General features: G+C 41.4%; 26 protein-coding genes. 10 read left to right on the top strand and 16 right to left on the bottom strand.

Going from position 1 to position 23,676, the window contains the following annotated elements:
• Positions 1-20 precede the first annotated feature (20 nt).
• Entirely contained in the window at positions 21-242 is a 222-nt protein-coding gene (locus tag QMN06_RS04835; protein ID WP_281971408.1) for a hypothetical protein, read from the bottom strand.
• Positions 243-357: 115 nt separating this feature from the next.
• Between QMN06_RS04835 and QMN06_RS04830 the strand changes: the two genes are divergently transcribed.
• Together QMN06_RS04830 and QMN06_RS04825 are read left to right on the top strand one after the other, a co-directional pair.
• Positions 358-1,599: a hypothetical protein gene (locus QMN06_RS04830; RefSeq protein ID WP_281971407.1), complete on the top strand. Its 1,242-nt coding sequence runs from the start codon at positions 358-360 to the stop codon at positions 1,597-1,599.
• A gap of 3 nt (positions 1,600-1,602) precedes the next feature.
• Positions 1,603-2,628 carry a GTP-binding protein gene (locus QMN06_RS04825; protein ID WP_281971406.1) on the top strand — a complete coding sequence of 342 codons (1,026 nt, stop codon included), beginning with the start codon at positions 1,603-1,605 and terminating at the stop codon, positions 2,626-2,628.
• Between the two features lie 9 nt (positions 2,629-2,637).
• Here QMN06_RS04825 and QMN06_RS04820 read toward each other — a convergent pair whose 3' ends face one another.
• Positions 2,638-3,489: a hybrid sensor histidine kinase/response regulator gene (locus QMN06_RS04820; protein ID WP_281971405.1), complete on the bottom strand. Its 852-nt coding sequence runs from the start codon at positions 3,487-3,489 to the stop codon at positions 2,638-2,640.
• Positions 3,490-3,582: 93 nt separating this feature from the next.
• Here QMN06_RS04820 and QMN06_RS04815 point away from each other — a divergent pair, with 93 nt between their 5' ends.
• Positions 3,583-4,473: a dienelactone hydrolase family protein gene (locus QMN06_RS04815; RefSeq protein ID WP_281971403.1), complete on the top strand. Its 891-nt coding sequence runs from the start codon at positions 3,583-3,585 to the stop codon at positions 4,471-4,473.
• On the opposite strand, the gene QMN06_RS04810 is transcribed toward QMN06_RS04815, so the two are convergent.
• A complete protein-coding gene (locus QMN06_RS04810; RefSeq protein ID WP_281971402.1) occupies positions 4,470-5,564 on the bottom strand; it encodes a YeeE/YedE family protein in 1,095 nt (364 codons plus the stop codon). The two genes, QMN06_RS04815 and QMN06_RS04810, sit on opposite strands and share 4 nt — an antisense overlap.
• A 30-nt stretch (positions 5,565-5,594) precedes the next feature.
• A complete protein-coding gene (locus QMN06_RS04805) occupies positions 5,595-5,984 on the bottom strand; it encodes a hypothetical protein (RefSeq protein WP_281971401.1) in 390 nt (129 codons plus the stop codon).
• Positions 5,985-6,210: 226 nt separating this feature from the next.
• Between QMN06_RS04805 and QMN06_RS04800 the strand changes: the two genes are divergently transcribed.
• A complete protein-coding gene (locus QMN06_RS04800; RefSeq protein WP_281971400.1) occupies positions 6,211-6,432 on the top strand; it encodes a hypothetical protein in 222 nt (73 codons plus the stop codon).
• Positions 6,433-6,434: 2 nt separating this feature from the next.
• On the opposite strand, the gene QMN06_RS04795 is transcribed toward QMN06_RS04800, so the two are convergent.
• Positions 6,435-7,814, bottom strand: a complete 1,380-nt coding sequence (locus QMN06_RS04795) for an MmgE/PrpD family protein (protein WP_281971399.1) — start codon at positions 7,812-7,814, stop codon at positions 6,435-6,437.
• A 132-nt stretch (positions 7,815-7,946) separates the two neighbouring features.
• Between QMN06_RS04795 and QMN06_RS04790 the strand changes: the two genes are divergently transcribed.
• From QMN06_RS04790 to QMN06_RS04770, 5 genes are read left to right on the top strand one after another with little or no spacing between them, the layout of a single operon-like run.
• Positions 7,947-9,713: an OmpA family protein gene (locus tag QMN06_RS04790; RefSeq protein ID WP_281971398.1), complete on the top strand. Its 1,767-nt coding sequence runs from the start codon at positions 7,947-7,949 to the stop codon at positions 9,711-9,713.
• Between the two features lie 6 nt (positions 9,714-9,719).
• Positions 9,720-10,289: a hypothetical protein gene (locus QMN06_RS04785; RefSeq protein WP_281971397.1), complete on the top strand. Its 570-nt coding sequence runs from the start codon at positions 9,720-9,722 to the stop codon at positions 10,287-10,289.
• A gap of 2 nt (positions 10,290-10,291) precedes the next feature.
• Positions 10,292-11,581: a DUF4407 domain-containing protein gene (locus QMN06_RS04780; RefSeq protein WP_281971396.1), complete on the top strand. Its 1,290-nt coding sequence runs from the start codon at positions 10,292-10,294 to the stop codon at positions 11,579-11,581.
• A 20-nt stretch (positions 11,582-11,601) separates the two neighbouring features.
• Positions 11,602-13,503: a caspase family protein gene (locus tag QMN06_RS04775; protein WP_281971395.1), complete on the top strand. Its 1,902-nt coding sequence runs from the start codon at positions 11,602-11,604 to the stop codon at positions 13,501-13,503.
• Positions 13,500-14,567 carry a DUF4407 domain-containing protein gene (locus QMN06_RS04770; RefSeq protein WP_281971394.1) on the top strand — a complete coding sequence of 356 codons (1,068 nt, stop codon included), beginning with the start codon at positions 13,500-13,502 and terminating at the stop codon, positions 14,565-14,567. The genes QMN06_RS04775 and QMN06_RS04770 overlap by 4 nt, the downstream gene beginning before the upstream one ends.
• On the opposite strand, the gene QMN06_RS04765 is transcribed toward QMN06_RS04770, so the two are convergent.
• A complete protein-coding gene (locus QMN06_RS04765) occupies positions 14,554-15,090 on the bottom strand; it encodes a hypothetical protein (protein ID WP_281971393.1) in 537 nt (178 codons plus the stop codon). The two genes, QMN06_RS04770 and QMN06_RS04765, sit on opposite strands and share 14 nt — an antisense overlap.
• Positions 15,078-15,392 carry a DUF6150 family protein gene (locus tag QMN06_RS04760; RefSeq protein WP_281971392.1) on the bottom strand — a complete coding sequence of 105 codons (315 nt, stop codon included), beginning with the start codon at positions 15,390-15,392 and terminating at the stop codon, positions 15,078-15,080. Before QMN06_RS04760 ends, QMN06_RS04765 begins: the two co-directional genes overlap by 13 nt.
• Before the next feature lie 190 nt (positions 15,393-15,582).
• On the opposite strand from QMN06_RS04760, the gene QMN06_RS04755 reads away from it, so the two are divergent.
• A complete protein-coding gene (locus QMN06_RS04755; RefSeq protein ID WP_281971391.1) occupies positions 15,583-15,888 on the top strand; it encodes a PaaI family thioesterase in 306 nt (101 codons plus the stop codon).
• A gap of 26 nt (positions 15,889-15,914) precedes the next feature.
• On the opposite strand, the gene QMN06_RS04750 is transcribed toward QMN06_RS04755, so the two are convergent.
• From QMN06_RS04750 to QMN06_RS04710, 9 genes are all read right to left on the bottom strand, one after another.
• The gene (locus QMN06_RS04750) at positions 15,915-16,892 is read right to left on the bottom strand and encodes a S8 family serine peptidase (RefSeq protein WP_281971390.1); all 978 of its coding nucleotides are present in this window, start codon (positions 16,890-16,892) and stop codon (positions 15,915-15,917) included.
• Between the two features lie 64 nt (positions 16,893-16,956).
• Positions 16,957-17,481, bottom strand: a complete 525-nt coding sequence (locus QMN06_RS04745; RefSeq protein WP_281971389.1) for a hypothetical protein — start codon at positions 17,479-17,481, stop codon at positions 16,957-16,959.
• Positions 17,482-17,654: 173 nt separating this feature from the next.
• Positions 17,655-18,173, bottom strand: a complete 519-nt coding sequence (locus QMN06_RS04740) for a hypothetical protein (protein ID WP_281971388.1) — start codon at positions 18,171-18,173, stop codon at positions 17,655-17,657.
• A gap of 229 nt (positions 18,174-18,402) precedes the next feature.
• Positions 18,403-19,368: a tripartite tricarboxylate transporter substrate binding protein gene (locus QMN06_RS04735; RefSeq protein ID WP_281971387.1), complete on the bottom strand. Its 966-nt coding sequence runs from the start codon at positions 19,366-19,368 to the stop codon at positions 18,403-18,405.
• A gap of 56 nt (positions 19,369-19,424) precedes the next feature.
• A complete protein-coding gene (locus QMN06_RS04730; RefSeq protein ID WP_281971386.1) occupies positions 19,425-21,134 on the bottom strand; it encodes an NAD(P)-binding protein in 1,710 nt (569 codons plus the stop codon).
• A gap of 30 nt (positions 21,135-21,164) precedes the next feature.
• Positions 21,165-21,341, bottom strand: a complete 177-nt coding sequence (locus QMN06_RS04725; RefSeq protein WP_281971385.1) for a hypothetical protein — start codon at positions 21,339-21,341, stop codon at positions 21,165-21,167.
• A gap of 89 nt (positions 21,342-21,430) precedes the next feature.
• A complete protein-coding gene (locus QMN06_RS04720; RefSeq protein ID WP_281971384.1) occupies positions 21,431-22,009 on the bottom strand; it encodes a histidine phosphatase family protein in 579 nt (192 codons plus the stop codon).
• Between the two features lie 86 nt (positions 22,010-22,095).
• A complete protein-coding gene (locus QMN06_RS04715) occupies positions 22,096-22,686 on the bottom strand; it encodes a hypothetical protein (protein ID WP_281971383.1) in 591 nt (196 codons plus the stop codon).
• 106 nt (positions 22,687-22,792) lie between these two features.
• Positions 22,793-23,608, bottom strand: coding sequence for a metal-dependent hydrolase (locus QMN06_RS04710; protein WP_281971382.1), 816 nt, complete (start codon positions 23,606-23,608; stop codon positions 22,793-22,795).
• Between the last annotated feature and the right edge of the window lie 68 nt (positions 23,609-23,676).

The following is a 23,676-nucleotide window of genomic DNA, read 5'->3' as shown; positions in this document are numbered from 1 at the left end:
TCAAGTTCGATCGCAACAGCTTAAGTCCATGACTTTCCGAGTTTTTGCCCTACGACAGGGGTCATGATGTCGGAACTACCACCTGGTGGATAAGTAACGATAACTTGTATCGGCAGAGGGGGAATGTTTTGTGCTTGTACGACACCAACAAACAATAATACAAAAATAAATATTACTGGTTGAAGCATCAAATGCGATTTTTTTAAAGAAGCTAAAACATCAATCAGGGCTGTTAATTTCAAGAGGGAGTCTCCACTTTTAGTATTTTTTATGGATTACATTTTTTATTTGTAAAATACTAGCACATGATGTATTGAATACGAACTAGGTAAAACCTTTATAAAGAGACACACTACTATGCAAGCACCACAAGCCAGCGCCAAATCTGACCAAACTCTCTCGCGTAATATGACCCTTCTTGCTCACCATGAATTAGGTGGCTTTGGTGGCTTAGGTGAAGGAATGGGCTTACAAATCACCAAAGATGGTCGCCGCATCATGTGGTTGGCCCACGAATCTGCCCCGAAGAATTTCTCTGGTGTGGATGTCACAGATCCAAAGAATCCCAAGCTGATCGTACAAACGGATTTGCCCCATATGCAACTGCGCTCCAACTCTTTAGATGTTTGGGGGGACATCCTCGCTGTGGCTTACCAAACCCAAACGGTGGGGCTCAAACCAGCAGGTGTCGATCTGTTTGATGTGAGCGATCCTGAACATCCACAACTGCTCTCCCACTTTGACTGCTCAGGCCCATTCTCCCGCGGGGTACACGCCTTATGGTTTGTGGATGGCAAATATATTCATATGTCTTCTGGATCTGAGGATTTTGAACCGACTCACCCATTAGATGATCAGTTCTACCGCATTTTAGATGTGTCCGATCCAAGAAATCCTGTTGAAGCAGGTCGCTGGTGGTATCCGGGTACTCGCGTCGGTGACTCTGCCCCTCCTCCACCGCGTCATCCTAAATTTGATACGGGCTATCGTGTGCATAACACCAATGTGTTCCCGCGTGAACCGAACCGTGCTTATGTTGGTTATATCGATGGCGGTGCTTTTGTATTAGATATTTCGGATATGAAAAATATTCAAGTGGTTTCTCATTGGAATCACTCGCCACCTCTGAATGGCTTCATCCATACGGTACTGCCTTTATTTGATCGTAACTTATGGATTGTGAGCGATGAGTGTGTGTTTGATGATGGCATCGATTGGCCAAAATTGGTCTGGGTCATCGATAGTAGTGATGAAAAACACCCTCTCTCGATCTCCACCTTCCCAATGCCGCCAGTGGAAGTGTTTAGTCAACGAGGAGGTCGCTATGGTGCGCACAACTTGCATGAGAATCTTCCTGTTCCCGGATCTTTTTATTCCGATACGATCATCATTGGTACCTTCTTTAATGGTGGTATCCGTGTATTTGATACAACGGATCCTTACCGTGTGGAAGAAATCGCCTACTACGTCCCTGGCGCTCCGAAACTCTCTCCTGCAGGTGCTGTCCAAATCAATGATGTCTATGTCGATGAAAATGCCATCGTCTATGGTGTGGATCGTTTTAGTGGTGGTCTGTACATCTTGGAGATGAATATTTAACTCATGAATTTTCAGAGGGATGTACTCGCGAGCAAAATTCCAGTAACGATCATTACTGGTTTTTTGGGTAGTGGTAAAACAACTCTGATTGCACAATTAGTTCGTCACCCAGAAATGAATCGGGTGGCTCTAGTGATCAATGAGGTAGGTGAAATCGGTATTGATCACGATCTAGTACAAAGCTCAACTGAAAATATCTCGCTTTTATCGAATGGCTGTATTTGCTGCTCAGTGCGTACGGATATGCAAGAAACGCTGCGGGATTTATTTGCCAAACGCTCGGTCGGTGAAGTCTTCGATTTTGACCGTGTGATTATAGAAACCACGGGGCTTGCGGATCCAGCACCAGTTCTACAAACCTTAGTCAGTGATACTTTATTAGAAGCACAATTTCGGTTTGATGGCTTGGTGACTTTAGTCGATGTCGTCAATTTCCCCTCGATGGTGAAGACCCAAAAAGAAATCGTCAAACAAATTGCCATTGCCGATAAGCTCTTTTTAACCAAATCTGATTTAATCGAAGCTTCTGCCTTAGAGTCCATTCAGGGGAGCATTCGGGAACTCAATACCACAGCACCGATGATTCCAGTTACCAATGGCAAAGTCTCACCATTGGAACTGATGAACTTGGGTTTATCTACCACGAAGTCTTCCAGCAAGATCCTGTCCTTTTTAGGCGAAGAGTCAGAATCGGGTGCGTATTTAGGGAAGTTTGTCCAAGCACATGACTCGGGCATCCAAACTCTGTCGTTACGCTTTAACGATCCTTTTACCTGGGAGGCTTTCTCAAGTGCCCTCGATTTACTGAGTAATCTGCGAGGTCCTGATCTACTGCGCATGAAAGGCATTGTCAATGTCTCAGGCAATCCCGTCGTGGTACAAGGTGTGCAACATATCTTTCATCCGCCTGTGCATCTGAAGCATTGGCCCAGTGATGATCATGACTCTAGAGTGGTGTTTATTACGCGCAATATCGATGCGCAACTCATCAAAAACTTATTTGATACGGTGCGCTTGTTAAACCTCTGATGATTGTGATTAAGAGTTTTTCTTTAGCCAGTCTTGTAACTGGCCTTCGAGCAATTGATACTCTTTGAGGATAGTCTCAAACGCAGGTTGATCCATCGTGCCACCACTTTTTAAGAGCCCATTGAGATCATTGAGGATCGTGGATAACCTCACTGAACCTACTTGGCGTAACAATCCTTTTAAAACATGTACGACTGCTCTGGTTTCAATCCAATTTTGCTCTTCAATGGCTTCACGTAATAACTTGAAATAATTGGGCATGTCATTCATCGCACCATGCAGTAAAACACTGGCGAGTTTTTTGTGATTCAAAACAAAAGCCGTTAACCACTCTTGACTAAATATCTCTTCCTGACGATTTTCAATTAAATTTCTTAAATTGATTTCGGAGTTATTCGTTTGCAATGCACTGAGATCAATTTTTTTGATGTTCAGGTATTTTTCAACTGTTTTGGCTAAGGTTTTTAAGTCTGCTGGTTTAAACATGACATCATTCATGCCAGCATCCATGCAACGTTTAATATCTTCAGCAAAATCGAATGCTGTCACGGCAATAATGGGAATCGCACTCAGCTTTTTAATCTCTTCCCACTCACGAATCACCACCGTTGCCTCTATGCCATCCATAACGGGCATCTTGACGTCCATCAAAATAAAATTAATCGTGGGGTCGGCTTTAAACATCTCAACTGCTTCTTTGCCATCAACCGCTTGTAAACTTTCAATTTCTAGTGTTTCAAGTAAAGATGAAAGAATCAAGCGATTGGTCTTGATATCTTCAGCAATTAATACTTTGCCTTTTTTAGGCTTTGCCTCATCTGCAAAGGCATCGAATGCATCATCAACTGGATTGTTTGACAAAGGTGAATCCTCTTGATTTATGAAATTTCATTTATATATAACAGATTATATAAATGTTTATTACAATAAATCAAAATACTTTGGAGAATCCCTATGAATGACTTTATTAAAGATACGCAAGCCTTAATCCCAGAATCTTCTTTTAATCGTCGTGACTTTATGAAAACATCCGCTTTGGGTGGTCTTGGTTATGCCGTCGCTTCTGCTCCTGTGATGGCGCAAGCGATTAAAACTGACTTTAAGGGTCTGAAATGTTCTGATGAAACCGTTGCCTATGGCGACTCCAAATTACCTATTTATGTTGCAAGGCCAGAAAATGCCAAGGGCCCTTTGCCAGTGATGATTGTGGTCAGCGAAATCTTTGGTGTGCATGAATACATTGCCGATGTGGCACGTCGCTTTGCCAAACTAGGTTACTTAGCCATTGCTCCTGAGTTCTTTTACCGTGCTGGTAATCCACAACAAATTGCAACAATCGCTCAGATTCAGAGCGATATCGTGGCCAAAACACCTGATCAACAAGTCATGACGGATGTGAAAGAAACTCTCAACTGGGCAAAAGAGCATGGTGGCAATATGTCACGTGTAGGTATTAATGGCTTTTGCTGGGGTGGTCGTATCGTCTGGTTGGCTTGTGAATCCCTTCCAAGTTTCAAAGCTGGGGTTGCTTGGTATGGTCGTTTAACAGGTGATAAATCGGCGAATTTCCCCAATCACCCGATCGATCTAGCAACGCAATTAAAAGCTCCTGTATTAGGCTTATATGGCGCGAAAGATACGGGTATCTCCGTTGCGACGGTTGCCACGATGCAAGATGCTTTAGTGAAACAAAAAACCAATCGCGCCGCACAACAGTCACAGTTTGTGCTCTACTCTGCGGCAGGTCATGCCTTCCATGCTGACTATCGCCCAAGTTATGTGCCTGCAGCTGCAGCAGATGGCTGGGATAAGGCAGTTGCTTGGTTTAAAGAAAAAGGCGTTTAAGCAGTTCGCTCTAAATACCGTAGCCCCAAAAATACGCCGAGTATCATGGCGGCTACGGTTATAAATGAGGATAAGGCTAAGGTGGACATACCACTTAAGCCTTGTCCAAATGTACATCCCAAAGCGGTCACGCCGCCAATCCCCATGAGTGCGCCACCAACGAGGTGATTGAGGGTATCCGCGGTATTTGAAAAGCCTTGGAGTCGCCACTGCCCTTGTAACACTGCACCTAGACACGATCCCGCAATAATGCCAAGCGCAATGACAATGGCAAAGCTAATGGTTTTAGAGGTGTCACTGAATAGGGTTAAATAATCCAAGAGATAAGCCATGGGTGCAACTAGCGAGGCACTTTCCATGCGTCCACTATTGGTGGCAACAAAAAGAGGCTCTAGGGTATTGGGATCCTCTGGCACAAATCCTAAATGACCAGAAATGAACCAAAAACCAACAATTACCACTCCAACAAGGATACTTACCCACCACTGCCCCTCATCACGAAAAAGTCGATCTTTGAATGCAAAGGCGAGTAATACTCCTGCAAATACAATACTGATCATAAGCGATATCACGGGAATCGAAAACGGCAATGTCTGACTGAGGAGGGAACCGAGATCCTGATAGGTCGGTAATTGAAGGAAAATGCTATCAACGGTATTCACGCGCAAGACACCAAAGACTCCCCGCAAAGTCATTTGCGCAAAGATGCCCATGACGAGTAACACCACCAGGGATTTAAGGCTACCTGCGCCTAAACGGACGAGATTTTTAGCCCCGCATCCAGAGGCAATCGACATCCCAATCCCAAATAAAAGACCACCAACCAGATGCGATAGCCATAATAATTTGGGATTGGTGTAAATGGTTTGGTGAATATCAATCCACCCTCCCAAGTACAACAAGCTGGTCCCAATAACGGCAATAGCGAGTGCCACACACCACTGACGAGCGCGACTCCAAGACTTCATAACAAAGACATCACTGATGGCACCCATGGAACAAAACTGGGTTCTTTGCATGGCAAAGCCCAAAATTGTGGCGAGCGAAAATGCACTCAGGAGAACGATGTATTTGAGTTGTATAAGATCCATTTGTGTATTTTACTACCCCACCTCGCTAGGCTATAAAACGCAAGAATTGCCGGTGGCGTTCACATTGACGACGCGCTTGTTTTGAATCGTAAAGGTGGTGCGACATTCGCTGGTATAGGAGTATCCGGGGCTTCCTGGAATGGGGCGCGTAAATACGGCATCACCTTGACGAATCACTTGCACCGATGACGGCGTTGGTGGAATGTAATTTTGTTGGACTTTTTCATAAGTCAAATACTTGGCCTGATCGGTTTGGTAGTTACTTGTTGGCGCACCCCAAGTGGCAATTAAGGTGTCTTCATCCACACCAACCCATTGATTAATCATCTTGGTATATTTTTCAGCAGAGACACAAGCCGTGAGTAACATAACACTCACTCCAAGCATCATCATTCGCATAATCCAAACGTTTTTTTGCATATTATTTCCTCTTGAATGTTTCAAGTATAGAAGTATTTTCAAATTAAAAAAGGACTTGAAAAATTGGAATTCAAGTTCAAGATTGCTTTGATGAAATCATCATAAAAAATTCATGAAAATCGTGATAGCAATTTTTGTCTATTAGGCACATGATTCGAATAAGCGCCATATGTTTACTCATACTCATCAACGCTTAAAGTCGTTGGTTTTTTCTATAAGGAAATTAATGATGAATCTACATTGGCTGAGCTATGCATTAAAAGTCACCGCCCTCTTTAACGTGGCTGCGGGTATTTTAAATCTCATGATTGAGAGCTACTCCTGGGCAATCGGCAACTTCATGTTTGCGCTCATCCTCATGGTCAGCGCTATGATGGCGGCTCATCTGTTTGGACAATTTGCCAATGTCAAAGTAGCAAAAATCAAGAAGAAACCTTGGCAACCCTAGGACTAATTCATGAAGGTAGGCAGTATTGACTGCACGCAATCAATTTTAGTCATGTTCCACAGCTGTGTGAAAAGGGTTTTCATTTCTGCTTCTGAGGCAGCACCACTAAAAAGTGCTAATCGAATCGCCTTCTCTTCTATCTCGGCGCGGGATAAGGTATTGCCTGGATCACCCTTGGGCTCATCCACTCGACCATGGAGGATTCTGCCGTCTTGTGTTTTAACGGTAACTTTACCAATCCAGCGTGCGGGATATGCGGCGTCTACTTCAGGATCTAGTTCCATGGTGATGCGCGAACATAATGCTTTGATCTGTGGGTGATTGAAATAGCGCTCGAATTCATTCAGGCCTGCATATCCATACTGCGCTGCTAGTGCTAAGACAGTCCCCATCGAAAACTTCGATTGATGGACTGTTGTTGGATTAACCACTGGCCCTAATACATCAATTGCACCCTGATGAACAAGCGTTTTAACTTCAACAATCTCTTCCACCTTGAGGTGATGATTCTGCATGACCTGTAATAAAGCATCTGCAGCTGGATGGGTGTGACGACAGGAGGCATGATATTTAAAGGAGGTCTCGACCAATGCCCACCGAGTACCTAAACGATCGGTGAGTTTTGTTATATCTGAATCACTCGACATCCCAGCGGCCATCCCTTGTGAGCCTTCTAAAATCTTTTTAGCTCCTGTAAAACCATCCTTAGCTAAATAGGCTGCTGTCAAACCAGCCCCTGCGGCATGGGCGGTATGTAATTGCTTGGAGTCTGCAGCATCTTTTAAAAACTCCCACAAACCTGCGGCTTGAGTTCCTGCAGATCCAAAGGCATGCAACATCTGCTCAGGGGATAGTTTTAATAAACGACCGACCGCTGCCGCAGCTGCAATCGTGCCGGCAGTTCCTGTCGTATGAAAGACTTTGTAATGCGAGCGCCCTAAAAACTCTCCAACACGAATACCAACTTCATAGCCGGCAATGCATGCAACCATAAACTCTTCACCACTGGCCTTGATTGATTGCGCTACAGCTAATGCGGGAGAAAAGACGACAGTTGCTGGATGAAATACCGAGGCATTATGCACATCGTCTTGCTCGACCACATGGGATGCGGCAGCATTGACCATCGCGGCAAAATACGGTGTGGTGTGCGTGCGATCAATGAGGATTTCTGAGGGGCCCGTAGTAGGTCCCATCTGCTTAGTAAAGCGATTGACGATTTCAACGGCGCGAGCGCCCTTCCCTGCGAGAGTTGAACCGACCCAATCCACCAGTAAATCCTCAGCTTTACGAAAAACGTCTTGCGGAATATGCTGCGCTTGTAAATTAGCAGCGAAGGTGGATAGTTCTTGGGAGGGAAAGGAGCTTGATGTGTTCTTCATCTTTTTTTATTTGTCTCTTTTAATTTAATTTTTTTAAAAACTTTACATTAATCATATTGATTGTAATAAAGATTCTAAAAATCTTAAATATGTTATATTTTGGTGAGTTCAATTACCCTGACATCACCCTTCATGACTTCTTCTCAGCGTCTTCGATATCAATGTCATCACTGCTTGGAAGAGGCGAAAATTGCTACGCCTGGATGTAAGACTTGTGGCTCAACGAGTACCAGTCATTTTGTATTAGACCCTCTCAACTCCAATACCACCCTTGTTTGTAATGCTTGCAACGAAGTCCAAACTTCTCAGGATCGACCCCCTATCGATTGTTTAAATTGCCATCAAGGCATGTTTGATTGGTGGGATAGTCAAGAAAATACTTGGTTTAAATTAGATCTTCAACCTAAAACAACTAGTACAAACGATGTATGGGTCAAGGGAGACTTTGATGGTGATTACGAGGGAGTCCTCAAACCTGAATTTAGAACCAAATCAGAAACTCCTGGTAATGCTCATTATTTTGATATTTTATTTAAACATTCATTTTTAAAAAATATCGTTCGTATCCCAAGTCCGCCAACAACGATTGGCCCAAATGAGATAAGACCTTTTACGAGTCCACTGATCTTCCCTGTCGATGTACAAACTCCTCATCTGAATTCTGAGGAACCACAGGTCAATCGTGTGGCTCTTCGTGATTTTCGGCTCCACGAATGGGAATTTGTTGGTAGTGTCGAGTCTGCTGCGCATGATGCAACCAAACGCTTTGGTCGCATCAAAGGAACTGGCTATGGGATTGTGCAAGAACATGATCCTAAAGAAGATGTAATAGAAGAAGAACCGAAAAGCATCGTTGAACAAGCTGTCACCAAAGTTCAAGAGTTTAGTAAAGGTCCGCAAAAAGAAACTGTTGTGGATGATCAAGTCATCACAGAGCCAGAATACCCTTACGATACCTGCTTTAGTTGCTCGACCTTCTTACATATCCTTCTTTTTATCCTGATTTGGATCACCTGCACACTAAAAATCGCTGGTTTATTTATTCTCTTTATTACTATTGTGTGTTGGCTAGATGAGGCACTTGGCAAAAATGATTTACAAATCAAAAATCGATTCTTAAGCATCCTCTTTGGACTTATCTTATTAATTGCCTCTGGCGCTGCTCTAACCATTGGCTATTGGCCTTCATTTATTCAACAGTGTCATGAGCTAAGTCAACAGGCTTTAATTGTGACGGCGGTAGCTTTCCTACTGAGCGCCTTTTTAAGGTCATGCTTTGTGAAGACTTTACTGCTGGCTTTCTTGGTGGTTGCCCTAATATCTTGGTGCAAAATCCATGATCGGGACTGTCGATTTACACCAACAACGAATTCTTTTGAGATTGCTGCAAGTCACATCCAACAACAAGTGAATATCCTCACCGATCATGATGTGAACTCTGAAATGATCAATGATGCCTCACAAAATAACCCGAATGGTCAACGCATATCCTTAGATCAAGCAAACCAAAAGCCAGAATTACTCGATAACTGCAATAATCGAATTTATATTCCGTTTGCCTTTAATAGTTCAGACATCGACCCCAACACCAATATCAAACTTTACCGCTTGGGTATGATTTTGAAACAATATAATCCTGAGAAAATTATTATCTCTGGATATACCAGTAAAGATCTTGGCGATGAAACACCGAATGGATATGTGAACAACATTAACCTGAGCGTGGAAAGAACCAACGCCATTAAAACTTACTTAGTCGAAAACGATTTTATTAGTGCCGAGAAAATTGAAACTCGAGGCTTTGGCTATAGCTTACCCATTCTTCCGAATGACGTCGCCAATTCCATCAACCGCCGGGTTGAGGTAAACATTCAATGCGCAAACTTTAAGACCCAATAATTAGCCATGAACTACTTTCGCCCTCAAATTACTGCAATCGATTTTCCTCATATTGTTAGGGGATCAGGTCCTTTTACGCGCTTACAAGTCCAAGTATCAGGCTGGGGACGACTCAAGGTCTCAACGCTTGAAAATGAATCAATCCCATTCTCGCAATGGGTTTGGTGGAAATCACGTGTTTACGAATTAGACGTTCCAAAGAATCAAGCGATTACGATTAGTTTTAAAAATCTTTTTGGACATATCCGTCAGCAAATTCAATCTCCAAGTAACAACCTTGATGTTGCCCTCGTCCAACCTGCAGTCTTAAAGGTTGGACCCTTGCCGCAACCTAAGCTGAGTCGCTTGAAGAGCCAAGTGCAGGGTTTAAAAAGTGTTTTCTCAAAAAGTTTGTCAGCCAAAATCACGGTTCCAAGAATCCGAATTTTTTCACCCAAAATGCAGCTTCGCCAATCGGTTAAGCAAGAACATTTAAGTACTTACCGTTTTACTGCCCCACCTCTTAAAGCCAGTATCAATTATCAAGAAATTAAATTTATACCAAAATCGAATAAACAACATCAGAAAGGGAGTTAGAAATGAGCCTTGTTGAGAGTATTGACCAATATAGATACCCGGATGAGGGTGAGTTACATCAAAGCAAAATCAGTAAGTTTTTATGGTTTTGTGCAGGCGCTGATCTGCAATTATTAAAACATTGTCCGCAATCTGAACGAATTAAAGAAGAAGGTATTGGTGGGGTTGTATTAGCAACAGGGGTTTTGGCCTTCATATCTTCCTCTTATGCCTTTTATATTGTGTTTAGAGATCCAAATATCAGCGGCCTGATTACCTCTATTATGTCTATTGCATTTGGTTTTGTTTGGGCATTGATTATTTTTAATCTCGACCGCTTTATTGTCTCCTCCACAGGTCATGGTGATGGTACTGAAAAAATTACATGGGAAGAGTTCACGGGTGCGATTCCACGTTTAATCATGGCCTTGATTATTGGCTTTACCTTATCCAAGCCGCTTGAAATTCGGATCATGAAATCCGAATTAGAAGCCATCTATCAACAGAAAAAAGATGAGTATATTCAAAATAGAACTCCTATTGAAAATGAACGCTATGAAAGTGAGCATAAAATTTCTCAAGAAAAGTTTGACACGGTCAGTGCTGATCGCGTCCGATTTGAAAAAGAAAGACAAGAACTGCAAGATAAAGCTGTTCAAGAACGGGTCGATGCCAATAAAGAGGCTTCCGGAAAAAATGGTAATGGCGTTTCCGGAACAGGCCCTATCTATAAAGCACGGATGGCAAATGCTGATAACTTAGAAGCTCAAGCTCAGAAAAAAGCGGATGATATCAAAGCCTGGGATGAACAGCATAAAGATGAAGTGGATAAATTTAAAGATGAAATCGATGGCATTGACAAAAAACACGCAAAAAAACTAGCTGAAATCAATACAAATGGTGAGAAACTCAATGGTCTGGTCAATCAAATTATGTGGGCACATGAAGCTTATCCTGTCGTTTCATGGGCATTAACACTGCTCTTACTTTCTATTGAAATAGCCCCTATTCTTTATAAATTGATGATTCGTAATGGCCCTTATCACTATTTAACTGAGAACCAAAGAGAGATTGTGGCTGCAAGATATGCCGTTGAAAGAAAAGCCATTACTATGTCTGGTAATTATGGTCAACAAGCAGAAATTGAGATATTTCATCAAGCAGAGGCATCTCTAAAGTCTTCGATTGCCCATTTAAATTCCGAAGCACGATTATCGTCGCAAGCTTTGGAGCAGTTTGAAAATCTCGTGAGTAAAGACATTTCAAATAGTCCGGAAAAATACGTGCAATTAGCTCCATCAAAAAAGGTCTAATGTATTTGACTTAAGTCGATATGTTTTTTTCCAAGCTCTCCGGGTTTGATATTTCAAACCTCGTTAAACTTCCTGCGCCAGATCGCAGGAAGATTGAGCTATACAGTCTTTGGTCTATTATCAGTTGCATATTATGTGCACTCTCGGCAGTCTATCTTTTTAAAATCACTACCCAATCATATCTCGTAACCATCATTGCGGGACTCATAGTGTTGGTTTGCTTTATTGCGATTCAAGGTCTTTTAATCTCCAATCGCGGGGAGCATTTTGGAACCCAAAAAAGTGATGACATTGCTAGTGAGCCGAATCGTTTTAATATATTTATTTATTTACTACTCACGGTCTTATTCACGCAACCAATCTTAATTTATATCAGCCACCAATTCGATAAAGACAAAGTTGCCAGCCTCAACCAACTCGAATACCAATTACGTATCCAAAGCTTAGAGGATTTACATAACGCTGAATACGCCGATGCTAAATTTGATCTGGCAAAAATTCGTGAAAAAATTAATTCTCTAGGTGGAAATTTAAGTCTCTATATTCCGCAAAATGATACCCAAGTTGCGAATAATCAAAATGCTAATGGCTCATTGGATATTTCTCGTTCGGCTCGTAAAGCACTTGTATTTGGAAATCAAGCATATCCCCAAGATCCTTTATATAACCCCATCAACGATGCTAAGGGTATTAGTGCTAAATTAACTAAGATGGGATTTCAAGTGACTAAGGTTTTGGATGCTAAAAGATATGACATGGAATCGAACATCGATACTTTTGTGAACTCTTTACAGCCTGGTGATGTGAGTTTTGTCTACTACAGTGGTCATGGTACTCAAATAGATCAATATAACTATTTTGCTCCAATTGACAGTGGATCTGATTTTGAGGCACTTGTTAAACTCAACAATATCATGCAAAAAATTAGCGACAAAAAGGTATTAGCTAACATTTATGTCATTGATGCTTGTAGATCTAACGCAGCAAATAAAAATGAGTCGGGTTTTGCCACTCAAGGTGCTGGCCCAAATACATACATTGCGTTAGCTGCAGCTGCAGGTGAAACCTCTAGCGATGGACCAAGAGGAACTAATGGTGTATTTACTAGACCTGTCATTAAATACATTAATGAAGAAATAGATATAGATTCTATTTTTAAGAAAGTTCAGGCTGAACTTGCGAAAGACTTTTGGGTCCAACAACATCCTACTTCGATTAATTTTCTCGAAGAGCCGTTAATTCTAGCAATTCAAAATGCAAAGCAACAAACCAATGAAGTTGCAAAAATCAAACCGGATCAAAAAATATCAAATAACAAATGTCAAAATACAAAAATATCTAATGACCCCAGCTTTGATAGGCAGGACCTTTTATTTAACTGTATTAGCGAATATGTCAAAATTTCCGAGGACTTAAAACAAGATTTGACTGCAAGTGAAAATAATCGGAAAAATAAGATTGAAGAGAAATTTAGTGAGGATCACTTCAACCCGCTTTACTACTACTCTTACTTATGGTCAAACCAAACCTTAGGTGATGACGATGGCTCATCTATCAAGCCCTCCCATCGCTCTGCACTTCTGAGTCTTCTTATTTGGTTTATTCTCGCGGGCGGATTTATTTATCGTGAAAACATGGGGGTGGCTTTAATGAACTATCGTCGCTTCAGAAATGAAGAGGATAGTGTCAATCTAAACTCTCTATTCCATCAATACCAACTCAAATCGAAAGAGAACTACACTAACTTTAAAAATAGAGTGAGAGATAAGATCTCTTCAAGGTCCCTACTCAATGAGTCCATCAATACGCAACTACCTAATCCTTTTTCTGAAAATGCAGATGTTTTAGAACGTCGAAATAAAAATATTCGGACTGGACGTGAAGCGGTCGACGACCTGTATCAGGCTTTGGGAAAATCATGAGCTTAGGACACTTTCTACAACGAATTGCTGGAAAAGATAATCATCTTCTCGACCTATCCTCAGATGCTGAACGTGTGATGTACAACTGTTTAGGGATCTTGGTTTTGGTTATCTCTCTTCTTGCCTTATGCTCTATTAGTTATTCATTATATTTAGTCCATTTCCCTAAGGGATTCAATCAAACGACGCGAGATTTTTTTAATATTATTTTTATTGTTTTACTTTCGTTTGTTTGGACCTTAATCGTCTTTAACTTTTATCGTTTTTCTCTATCCTCAGTCTCTACCCACAAACAAGAATTTACGATTGGATTACTTCCGCGACTCACTATTCAATTATTTTTTGCCATATTAATTGGCTTATCCATCAGCATACCTCTCACCGTAGTGGTTACTCATCACGAATACAAAGAAGAGGTTTTAAAAAATGAAGCCGATATATTAACTAAGCTTAACCAAAGTATCGATCAAAAACACAATGCTCAACTATTAAAACTATATAAAAATTTAATTGTTCTTGATGCTAAAGCCAACACCAATCAATCTCAATTACAGGACTTAGAATCAGTCACACTAAATGTAAAAGATCAAGTCACCCAACTGCAAGAGGAATCAACAAAGTTAAGTGAAGATTCTGAGGCGGTAAAAACTGAAATTGAAACACTTAGATCGAAAATTAATTTTGAAAAAGAACAACTAAAAATTGCTATCCAAAATGATGATGGCTTAATTAAAAATATTCAGAAAGCATATGCTAAAAATAGGAAATTAATGCTCTTAATATGCATATTCATTTGTCTGATTCTGGTGTTTCCGTCTTTATACCAAGCACTTTATATCCCAGGTATCTACGATTATCTGGTGGAATATGAAAATCATGAAACTTTAAGCAATCACGGTGTGCTTCCAGAATCTAGGAACGTCTTTGTCGGAACTGAGTCTGTTCATATTCCTTACTACACTCTTCCCGAAGAATTACTTCGTGAGAAAAAACTGGAACTTGAACAATTATCCAAAAAGGATGCGCAGTCTATTCTTCAGAAAGAATCATCTACTTCAGTTTGACGTACTGCTGGATATTGGTATTGATTTCTTTAATACAAAAATTAAACATTTGCTCTGTTGGATTTTTAACCTTGCGATATTTCGTGTCTAAGCATTTGAGGACTGCACCAGCACATAAATCTCTAGACTTTTCTTCCGATCTTTTAAATTGACTTTGTCTGTTCTCATTCGCTTTATAAATTTTCATGGCGCACTCCTTGGTTTCATTACGCACTTTCTTCTTTGCGTAATCTCCAAATCGTCTTGCCAATTCATTCTCTAATTTTGTATCGACAGGTACGCCAATCATCCTTTTAAACCATTTAAAAAAATCGTCTGTAACTCCCGATGTGTCGTCAATTACTTTGCCACCATTCGCCAAAATTTTGCCTTCTTCTTTCACAATAACGCCCTCAGCAGGAGCTGCTGCCTTAGAAAATAATCGAAAGATACCATCAATGACTCCCGCATTGACTGGGGTACAAATTACTCCAAACGAGAGAATAATTGTCAGAGTAAGTTGTTTTGTTTTTAGTAGCGACATCTCGCTTCAGATTTATAGTTCGTAAAATGAACAATTAAATCTGCCTCTGACTTGTATTTGGTGTAATAAATAACTGCCCGAGCCTCGCTCTTGTAATTGGTAAAGTACCAAACTCCGGATCCTGTATCGGATTGATATTTGGTCTCATACACAATACAGTTCGCCTCAGACTGATAGGTGGTTACATACACTTTTGCCTGCGCTTCAGAAGCATAATCAGTCACAAATATTTTGGCTGCATACGTATTCCAGGACAAACTCAGCAAAGTGCCGATGAGCAATCGTCTAATCAATGGAATCATAGCTTCTAGGTCTTTCATAAAGAGGTCGAATGTTATACTTTAAACAAAAGTTTAACTTATTTTCAAATCCCCTTCTATGACAGACTCCGAACTTATTTCAAACTACTTAGCCTTGGGCTGGGAAACCTTTTCTGACGAAGGCTTTATGCAAATTGCAGGTCCATTCTTCTTCAAAACAGATGGTCCCAACATGCACTTTCTTTTTCCTTCCGGAATAAAACATAAAAATCTCCGTGGCATCGTCCAAGGCGGTGCTCTAATGACATTTACCGATCGCGCATTCGGGGCATTTGCCCGTCACAGCACAGGCACCAAAGCAACGGCAACCATTCAATTTAATTACAACTTTGTAGATGCGGTCAAACTCGGTGAAGTTGTTGAGCTAACTCCTATAGTGACCAAAATTACCAAAAGTATGGTGTTCTTAAACGGTCAACTCTGTGTGGGCGATAAACCAGTGGGATTTGCTACAGGTGTTTGGAAAAGGTTTGATTAGTAAACCTTTTCCATAAAAGCATCGAGTTACTTGATCGATACTGGTGCTAAGGCACGAGATAAACTAGCTTCACCTCTGCCATAAACTGCAGCATTGTAGTTTTTAACTGTATCTGTACGTGCTGTAGTTAATAACTGATTGGTGATCGCAGTTGGGGTCGCGGTTGTAAACTTACTACCCAAAATAGATGCATATCCGGAAATAATCGGTGCCGCAAAGGATGTTCCTGCAATGCCCATTTTTGAACTATCCACGCCAACAACTAAAAATTGTTTTTGTGTTGTTAGATCCGTTCCCGCTTTATTAGAATAAGAGGCCATGGACGCTTGACTGGTTGTTGTTCCATTGCTTGACAAGGCTCCTGCGTAAATGGTCGTTGGTAAACCTTTTAAAGATTTATTCAGTGCGTCAAAGTTACCGGAGGCATTAACAGTCCCCATGTTGATGCCATCATTACCAGCTGCTTTAACGATAATTGCGTTTCCGCCTTTAGCGTAGTTAACCATGGAGGTCTCTTCTGCGCCATAGGAAAAGTTATAGTTAATATAAGCACCTGGAGCATACATACCGTAACTTGCGTTAATCACGTTCAAACCTTTTGCGGCAAGGGGCACTGCCGTATTTCTGCCAGTATTAAAGTCTTGACGATTAATTGTTGCAGAATAGGCAATTAACCCAGTTTGTTGGGATGTCCAATAACCGTGGCCTTGGTTTTGTACCGTACCATTGATATTGCCACTAAATTTAGAGGCATTCGAGTAATCATCGACTACAGTAATCGTCGTTCCTTTACCTGAAAATCCAGCTGACCAAGCCGCAGAAACATCAGAACTCATCCAATTTTGGGATTTAGGTATCACTACAGCAGTCGTTGCCATTGCTGATGGGTTACTTCCAATAGCTGTGGAAACTAAATCAGATTGAGCAAAAGAAATCGGTGCAAAAACCATGAAAGATGCGCTAAAAATAATTTTGGAAGATAAGGGAAGTGCCGCAGATTTCATGATGACTCCGAATAAATTGATTGGTATCTACGTTAACGGCAGTTCATTGGAAAACTTGATACGTTTAAAAATATAATTTGTACTCGATTGAAACAACCGTCTGGTTGTAGGGTCGATCATTAAATAGATACTGAAGTGTTTCAGATGGTGGTATTGGACTAGCGGCTAAGCGGCAATTGACCATTTGTACTCCACCAATCTCTCCATAATCGGCCGTACAGGGATACTCGGTCAAATTACCACTCAAAATGGTCGTAGCCTTCAAAGATAGGGTTGAGTTTTGTCCAAGCTTCTCAAAATAGGCGATTCCTATCTTCAAACTAGGATAAATCTTATATTTATCACCATGCTCTCCACTACTCATGCCCCAGATAATGCCGATAGTTTCTGAAATTTGTGTCATAAAAGTGACTCTGGCATCTGTCCAATGATTGATATACCAAGGGGTATAGGAGATAAAACTACCGTTTGCAGATTCATATCCACCCACGGTGTAAAAATTGACCTTGTCGGACAACTCAGATCCTTGCCTTATTTCTATTAAATGGGTTTGATCGATGAAATCAAAACCATGTGCGGAAAATGACATGGAGATATACAAAACGATTAAAACCCCCAGCTTTTGTAAAAGGTTTGGGGCTTTATATAAACATCGCTTGAAATAAGTCAATTTAAAACTGGGCACAAAGAAGTAATCCGTAAAAATAGATATACCTGTTACGGATGATTTTGCTAAAAATCAAATCAAAAAAACCACCGTCATCAGAGGTTTAATTCATAAGCAGGATCTTTAAAGGGCATCTGTAAAATCAATATTTGTAATCCTTGATTCCCAGTTTGTAATGGATAACTTTGTTCTTGTTGATGTAAATACACAGTTTCATTTTTTCTTAAGATTTGATTTGTCACAATCAGTGCTCCTCGCATGACAACCAGAAAAATACCTGCGATGTTTTGCAATACCGCCAACTGATATTCGGTGTTTTTGGGTAACTTGAGGATACCAACGCCTAAACCACTAGGCTGATCTTGATGAATCCAGTTCATTTGCGCATGATCCAATTGATCTAACACTTCCTGCGACTCTTCTTCGATCGAAGGTGAAGTGTAATGATGCTTTGGACCCTTTTTAAAGAGCTCCATTTGAGCCGGTAGAAACTTAGCGCCAAGATCTCGACTACCTCTTAAGGTGAGGTAATCAAGTCCTTGTTCACACCGCAATGATCGGTCCGTAGCCAGTATAGGCCCCTGCATAATGCACAACGTAAGGATTGACTTCATGTCGACCAAAGCTACCCGATCCTTCAATAAAAACCTGAAACTGATTTTGCGCATGAAAATGCAATGGATTCGTAATGTTGGGTAATTGTTTGATTAAGTAGGATTGCGGACAATTTTCTAGATCATCGTGGATATCAAAATAATCGTATCGATAATATTTCAGGCCATTGTCATGCTCATAGTATTTTCAACTGCTCGCCAGCCTTAAGTCCCAATAATACGTCTTTACTCATTCAATCTTTGCTCCAGATTCTTTTACACGCTGTCCCCATTTAATATATTCATTTTGAATAAATTCTTCAAATTCGGCAGGATTTTTACTGAGCAAGGTTTCTGAACCTAAGCCTTGTAATTTTTTCACGACCTCGGGTTCTTGCATCGTTAGATTTAGTTCTCGATGCAGTCTTTCCACAATCGCTTTTGGAGTCCCTGCTGGGGCGAACAAGCCTAACCACGCACCACCATTAAACCCTTTAAGTCCAAGCTCATCGACGGTTGGCACATCCGGCAAAAATGAGGTTCTCGTTAATCCGCCAGTTGCCAAAGCTTTTAATTTGCCAGCTTTAATATGTGGTTGTAATGTCAGAACAGTATCAAAAGTAACATCCACCTGACCTGCAATCACGTCGGTTTGTGATTGAGAACTCCCTTTATAGGGGACGTGAACCATCTTAATGCCCGCTTGACTACAAAACATACTCATCATGAGATGCGTAGTGGCACCATTACCAATTGAAGCATAGGTGTACTTATCTGGCTCTGCTTTGGCTTTGTCAATTAAATCTTGAAGACTATTGATGCCTGATTTTGGATTGGTCACCATCACATACGGCAACCATGTCACTAAACCAATCGGGGCAAAGCTTTTTCTAGAGTCATAGTTGAGTTTGCTATACAGGTGAGGATTCGTGGCAAATGGAGCAGTAGCGCTGAGTAATAAGGTATGCCCGTCAGGTGCTGACGCAGCTGCAACTCCAGCACCTAAACTTCCACCTTGTCCAGGCTTATTATCAATGATGAAAGGTTTACCAAACTTGACAGCAAAACGTTCCGCCATAATACGAGCAACGGTATCTGTCGCAGTCCCTGGTGGAAACCCGACAATCATCGTAACGTTTTTATCAGGATAGTTCGTTTGGGCTTTGGCTTGCATGGCTACTACAAAAAAACAAAGCAAAAGAATCATCTTATTCATGTGAGTCCCCTTCTATTTTTATTTATAGGGTTTAGCTTATCACACCCCCCTATTTTTTACTCCTCTTGTAAGGCTAAGCAAAAAGCACTTTGAATAGCTCCATCACTCTTGCCAGGTGTTTTAGCATCGCCAATGATGTGCACTTTAGGTGCAATCTTCTTATCGATCATCCAAGTAGGGAAGTTTGGTGAGCGTGCTTTGTAATAAAACCAGTTCTTGAGGGCCTCAGATGTAAAAATACTTGCTATCAAAGGCAACTTTGCAATCCAAGGATGGAGTAACAGATTGACTAGCCATGACAACCTAAAACGATAGGTGGCTCCTGAAGCGATCACGATGCGATCAAAACCAGATAATCGCGCATCATTTTCTTGCAAATGAACTCCCATTTGGAAGTTGACTCCCTGCATCTTGCAGGTTTGCTGGAGTTGTTGGCAAAAGTTTTCAAATGATGCTGGATTGGTTTTTACTTCCTGAAATCTAGGGGCCTTTGCTGCCAATAACCATGCCCCACCTACTTGCAGGTTCTTATCAAAAATGGTCACATCATTGTTGGTCGATACGATGGCTGCGTAAGATAAACCTGCTGGGCCCGCACCAATCACTGCGATACGCTCTCCTACCACCTTGGGTGTCATGTTTGGATACTGCAGCTCATGAGCCGCTGTGGGATTGACTAAACACCCGAGTTGTTTGCCGCCTCGCATTTCATTGACACAGGTATTACACGCAATACACGGACGAATAGGAACAGAAGCGGCAGCTTTATTAACCCACTCAGGATCTGCTAACAAGGTTCTTCCAAGCGCAATAAAATCAGCTTGCCCCTTCTCTAGAAGTTGGTTTGCAATCGCAGGATTGCCAAGTCGGCCTACTGTAATAACAGGTATGTCCACCACATCTTTAATCTGCCGTGCAAAATCAGCAAATGTGGCCTCGGGATAGTTCATTGGCGGAATCATTCGCTCGGCTGAGGGTAATGACTTATAGTGCCCCGCAGTGATGTGGATTGCATCTATACCACTTTTAGCCAATATTTTAGCCATCTCAAAGCCATCGCTAAACTGTAATCCTTGCGGAAATAAATCATCGACATTTAATCGGTAAATCAACGGAAAATCTGGTGCAACGGCTTTAATACCTTGAATAATTTCAAGCGAGATACGCAATCGATTGTGGATGGAGCCTCCATATTCGTCTTGACGTATATTTTCTGCTGGGCATAAAAATTGCGATAGTAAATACCCATGCGCACCATGGATTTCTACACAGTCAAATCCGGCTTTTTGCGCCCGTAGCGCCGCCTGCACAAAAGTCTCAACCGTTTGCGCAATGCGCTCTTTAGAAATTTCATCGGGCATGATGGTTTGCATCGTCACTTCATAGACATCATGCGGCAATGCAGAAGGCGCTAATGGGGTTAATCCTGAGATATCCTTGCGGGTGTGTCCACCGGCATGGCCCAGCTGTATCGAAGCTTTTGCCCCACTAGCATGAAGAGCATCAACTAAACGGGTAAGGCCCGGTATGTATTGATCCCCATAAATACCCAACTCATGTGCCCGATGACGGCCCTCGATTTCTGGGGAAGCCATCTCAACAGTAATTAAGCCAACCCCACCTCGTGCTCGTGCACAAAAATAAGCAATCGAGGCATCAGTGACATATCCATCTACAGTAGCCAACCGAGTTGTCATCGGCGCCATGATTACGCGATTTTTAATCGTCAACATACCAATCTTAGCAGGGGTATGTAAGGTCATCATGGTGCTATTTCAAACAGAAAACTGATCTATTTATCGACCCCGACCGGCCGCTTTTTTCATAACCTTACCTGCACCAACAGGCGGGGGGGTTCTTTTTGCCGATTTAGCGTCGCCTTTGCCATCTTTGGATTCTGGATGCGCAGCCGCTTGTTTTTTGGCTAATGCTTCTTTAATACTTGAAGAAAATGATTTTTTGACTTCAGTCATGACGTACTCCTTAATATGTCTCATCTAACCGATGTGATACCTCTATGATATTCCATCTTACTTAAGAAGTGCGTTTTATATCGAACTACTTATTGCGGTAGGAAGGTTTTTAATACCTTGGCAGTTCCATCTTGGTTGACTTGAACCAAAACCATCTCTCCGGAACTGGTATTCACACCGGTATAGGCCAAAATATTGACCTGGTGAGTGACCATGATCTGAGGCTTACTATTGGGCTTTTTCACATGCGCTTGCATCCATTCAATCAGACTCTTTTTGGCGGGAGTGGCGTAATCTTGCTCATTAAAAGTGGAGGCGATGGCTTCCAATATTTGAGGCGAACCAAGATTGAGTAACTTAGCAGTGTCGATACAACGGCACCAAGGGCTTGAATAAACAGTTGCCTCTGTTAATCCTTGTGCGCGTAACCATTTACCAATCGATTGGGCTTGGTTCATCCCCTCTTGATTCAGATTACGCTGGGTCGAACAATCATTGAGTTTAAAGTTCGTCGGATCGCCAACACCTGGCGCGTAAGCATGGCGCATCATCAGGACCATATTACCTTGTTTCATGAGTTCGGATAACTCACTCGCACATACTTGTGGCCCGATGAGAATCAGCGTTAAGAAAAAAAAGAAAAATTTGTTGGTGAGTGTATTTAGCATATGATTATTTTAAGGGCCTCTAAGAATATTTTCACGGCACAAAAAAAGAACCCGAAGGTTCTTTTTTGATTGATAGCTTTTGTAACTTATTTCGCTGGTGGTGCTGTTACTTGTACAGCAATGTTTTGTGTAATGATCGCTTCAATTTGATTTCCGACTTTAACTCCTTTTAATATTTCCGGAGTTAGCGCTACTTGCACGGTTTTATAAGGTCCCTTGAGGGTTACGATATTTTTCTTCGCATCAATTGCAGTCACATCAGCAACTAGCTTTACTTGATGTTCAACAATACCAGCTGGCTTGTCACCAGTTTTTGCGCGTGAATAAGATAGTGTCTCTTCTCTTTCTTTAATACCATTGTTGATGACTTTGACATCAGAAACAATCACTTTAGTAATCGTCATTGTCACAATATCACCCACCTTGATCTTGTCGAAGTTTTTCACTTCATCACCTAAGATGGCTTCTAATTCACGTCCTTCTGGTCCAACAATAACCACTTTACGTGTTTTAGCATCAACGGATTTAAATTTTCCCTGAAACTGAACACCTTCTAATGCATTCAACATACCAGGACCTGCATCAACCGCAATGATTGCTTGTGGTTTATTTTGCGCCATGACTGGGCTCATACCAGTAATCGCAACCAACATCGAAGCAATAATTAATTTTTTCATTACAGAATCCTTTTTTATGATTGAAAAAGTAGTGTAGTCGCTTAGTGTGATTAACAAGTGAAGATTCATTACACTTTTTATAATGAATATTTACTCATTTGGTCATTTAAAACTTTAAAGTGTCTCCTGGCTTCATCACCATCACTTGCGTTTTGGTTTTGCCAAGTGCAGCAATAAATTCTTCAGGTGTGCCAATATTGTAAGGATTGGTTTTAAAGTGCATCGGAATAGCAAATTTCGGTTTTAAATAGTCATTAATGGCCATGGCTGCACCTTTTGGATCCATCGTAAAATTGCCGCCAATGGGTAGCAAAACGAGATCAGGATGATATCTTTTCTGAATTAATCCCATATCGGTAAATACATCTGTATCACCTGCATGGTAAATCGTAAAACCATTCTCTAACTGAATAATGAAACCTAAAGGCTCTCCTCCAGGATGACTTTCGTCTTTATCCGTTTGTGGGTTTCGCCAAACATAGGTAGATGAATGCTCGGCGCGAACTGCTGAAATCTTAACACCCGGAAATGGCGAAATCGTGCCACCTTTATTCATGCGAGGTAATTGCTTAGCTGGCAAAATATTTAGATTCATGAAGGTTTGGTTTAAGTCCCCTGGTCCATATAAGGGAGCATCATTCATTTTGGCGATATCTGGAGCGTCTGCCATATGATCCCAATGCGCATGGGTCACTAAAACAAGGTCAACTTTGCCGATTTTTTCTAAATTCTTCAACTCTGGTGGTGTGACAGGGTTTTTTAAGATCCAAGGATCAATCATGATCACTTTTCCAGTTTGCGTCGTAATTTTAAAAGCGGACTGACCGTACCATAAGAGTTCGGTTGTAGCTTGGGCATGCACTAGACTTTGCAGAAAAAATCCACTAAGGATCATCAGCACTTTTATAAGGGTCGATTTCATTGGCTCTCCATTGATATTGATTAATTGGCTCGATTCATCCCAATGATGACCAAGTTCTCATGCATAAT

This window comes from Polynucleobacter sp. SHI8, assembly GCF_027944005.1.
Classification (GTDB): domain Bacteria; phylum Pseudomonadota; class Gammaproteobacteria; order Burkholderiales; family Burkholderiaceae; genus Polynucleobacter.
Note: the sequence above shows the minus strand (reverse complement) of the source record. Positions and strands in the feature narration are given on the sequence as shown.

Excerpts from the sequence above, each read along its gene's own strand:
- QMN06_RS04785 (WP_281971397.1), top strand. The coding sequence starts at position 9,720 with ATGAACTACTTTCGCCCTCAAATTACTGCAATCGATTTTCCTCATATT.
- QMN06_RS04825 (WP_281971406.1), top strand. The coding sequence starts at position 1,603 with ATGAATTTTCAGAGGGATGTACTCGCGAGCAAAATTCCAGTAACGATC.
- QMN06_RS04805 (WP_281971401.1), bottom strand. The coding sequence starts at position 5,984 with ATGCAAAAAAACGTTTGGATTATGCGAATGATGATGCTTGGAGTGAGT.
- QMN06_RS04725 (WP_281971385.1), bottom strand. The coding sequence starts at position 21,341 with ATGACTGAAGTCAAAAAATCATTTTCTTCAAGTATTAAAGAAGCATTA.
- QMN06_RS04815 (WP_281971403.1), top strand. The coding sequence starts at position 3,583 with ATGAATGACTTTATTAAAGATACGCAAGCCTTAATCCCAGAATCTTCT.
- QMN06_RS04745 (WP_281971389.1), bottom strand. The coding sequence starts at position 17,481 with ATGTCATTTTCCGCACATGGTTTTGATTTCATCGATCAAACCCATTTA.
- QMN06_RS04775 (WP_281971395.1), top strand. The coding sequence starts at position 11,602 with ATGTTTTTTTCCAAGCTCTCCGGGTTTGATATTTCAAACCTCGTTAAA.
- QMN06_RS04750 (WP_281971390.1), bottom strand. The coding sequence starts at position 16,892 with ATGAAATCTGCGGCACTTCCCTTATCTTCCAAAATTATTTTTAGCGCA.
- QMN06_RS04760 (WP_281971392.1), bottom strand. The coding sequence starts at position 15,392 with ATGATTCCATTGATTAGACGATTGCTCATCGGCACTTTGCTGAGTTTG.
- QMN06_RS04710 (WP_281971382.1), bottom strand. The coding sequence starts at position 23,608 with ATGAAATCGACCCTTATAAAAGTGCTGATGATCCTTAGTGGATTTTTT.
- QMN06_RS04735 (WP_281971387.1), bottom strand. The coding sequence starts at position 19,368 with ATGAATAAGATGATTCTTTTGCTTTGTTTTTTTGTAGTAGCCATGCAA.
- QMN06_RS04755 (WP_281971391.1), top strand. The coding sequence starts at position 15,583 with ATGCACTTTCTTTTTCCTTCCGGAATAAAACATAAAAATCTCCGTGGC.
- QMN06_RS04790 (WP_281971398.1), top strand. The coding sequence starts at position 7,947 with ATGACTTCTTCTCAGCGTCTTCGATATCAATGTCATCACTGCTTGGAA.
- QMN06_RS04740 (WP_281971388.1), bottom strand. The coding sequence starts at position 18,173 with ATGAAGTCAATCCTTACGTTGTGCATTATGCAGGGGCCTATACTGGCT.
- QMN06_RS04770 (WP_281971394.1), top strand. The coding sequence starts at position 13,500 with ATGAGCTTAGGACACTTTCTACAACGAATTGCTGGAAAAGATAATCAT.
- QMN06_RS04780 (WP_281971396.1), top strand. The coding sequence starts at position 10,292 with ATGAGCCTTGTTGAGAGTATTGACCAATATAGATACCCGGATGAGGGT.
- QMN06_RS04730 (WP_281971386.1), bottom strand. The coding sequence starts at position 21,134 with ATGATGACCTTACATACCCCTGCTAAGATTGGTATGTTGACGATTAAA.
- QMN06_RS04830 (WP_281971407.1), top strand. The coding sequence starts at position 358 with ATGCAAGCACCACAAGCCAGCGCCAAATCTGACCAAACTCTCTCGCGT.
- QMN06_RS04715 (WP_281971383.1), bottom strand. The coding sequence starts at position 22,686 with ATGAAAAAATTAATTATTGCTTCGATGTTGGTTGCGATTACTGGTATG.
- QMN06_RS04765 (WP_281971393.1), bottom strand. The coding sequence starts at position 15,090 with ATGTCGCTACTAAAAACAAAACAACTTACTCTGACAATTATTCTCTCG.
- QMN06_RS04800 (WP_281971400.1), top strand. The coding sequence starts at position 6,211 with ATGATGAATCTACATTGGCTGAGCTATGCATTAAAAGTCACCGCCCTC.
- QMN06_RS04720 (WP_281971384.1), bottom strand. The coding sequence starts at position 22,009 with ATGCTAAATACACTCACCAACAAATTTTTCTTTTTTTTCTTAACGCTG.
- QMN06_RS04795 (WP_281971399.1), bottom strand. The coding sequence starts at position 7,814 with ATGAAGAACACATCAAGCTCCTTTCCCTCCCAAGAACTATCCACCTTC.
- QMN06_RS04810 (WP_281971402.1), bottom strand. The coding sequence starts at position 5,564 with ATGGATCTTATACAACTCAAATACATCGTTCTCCTGAGTGCATTTTCG.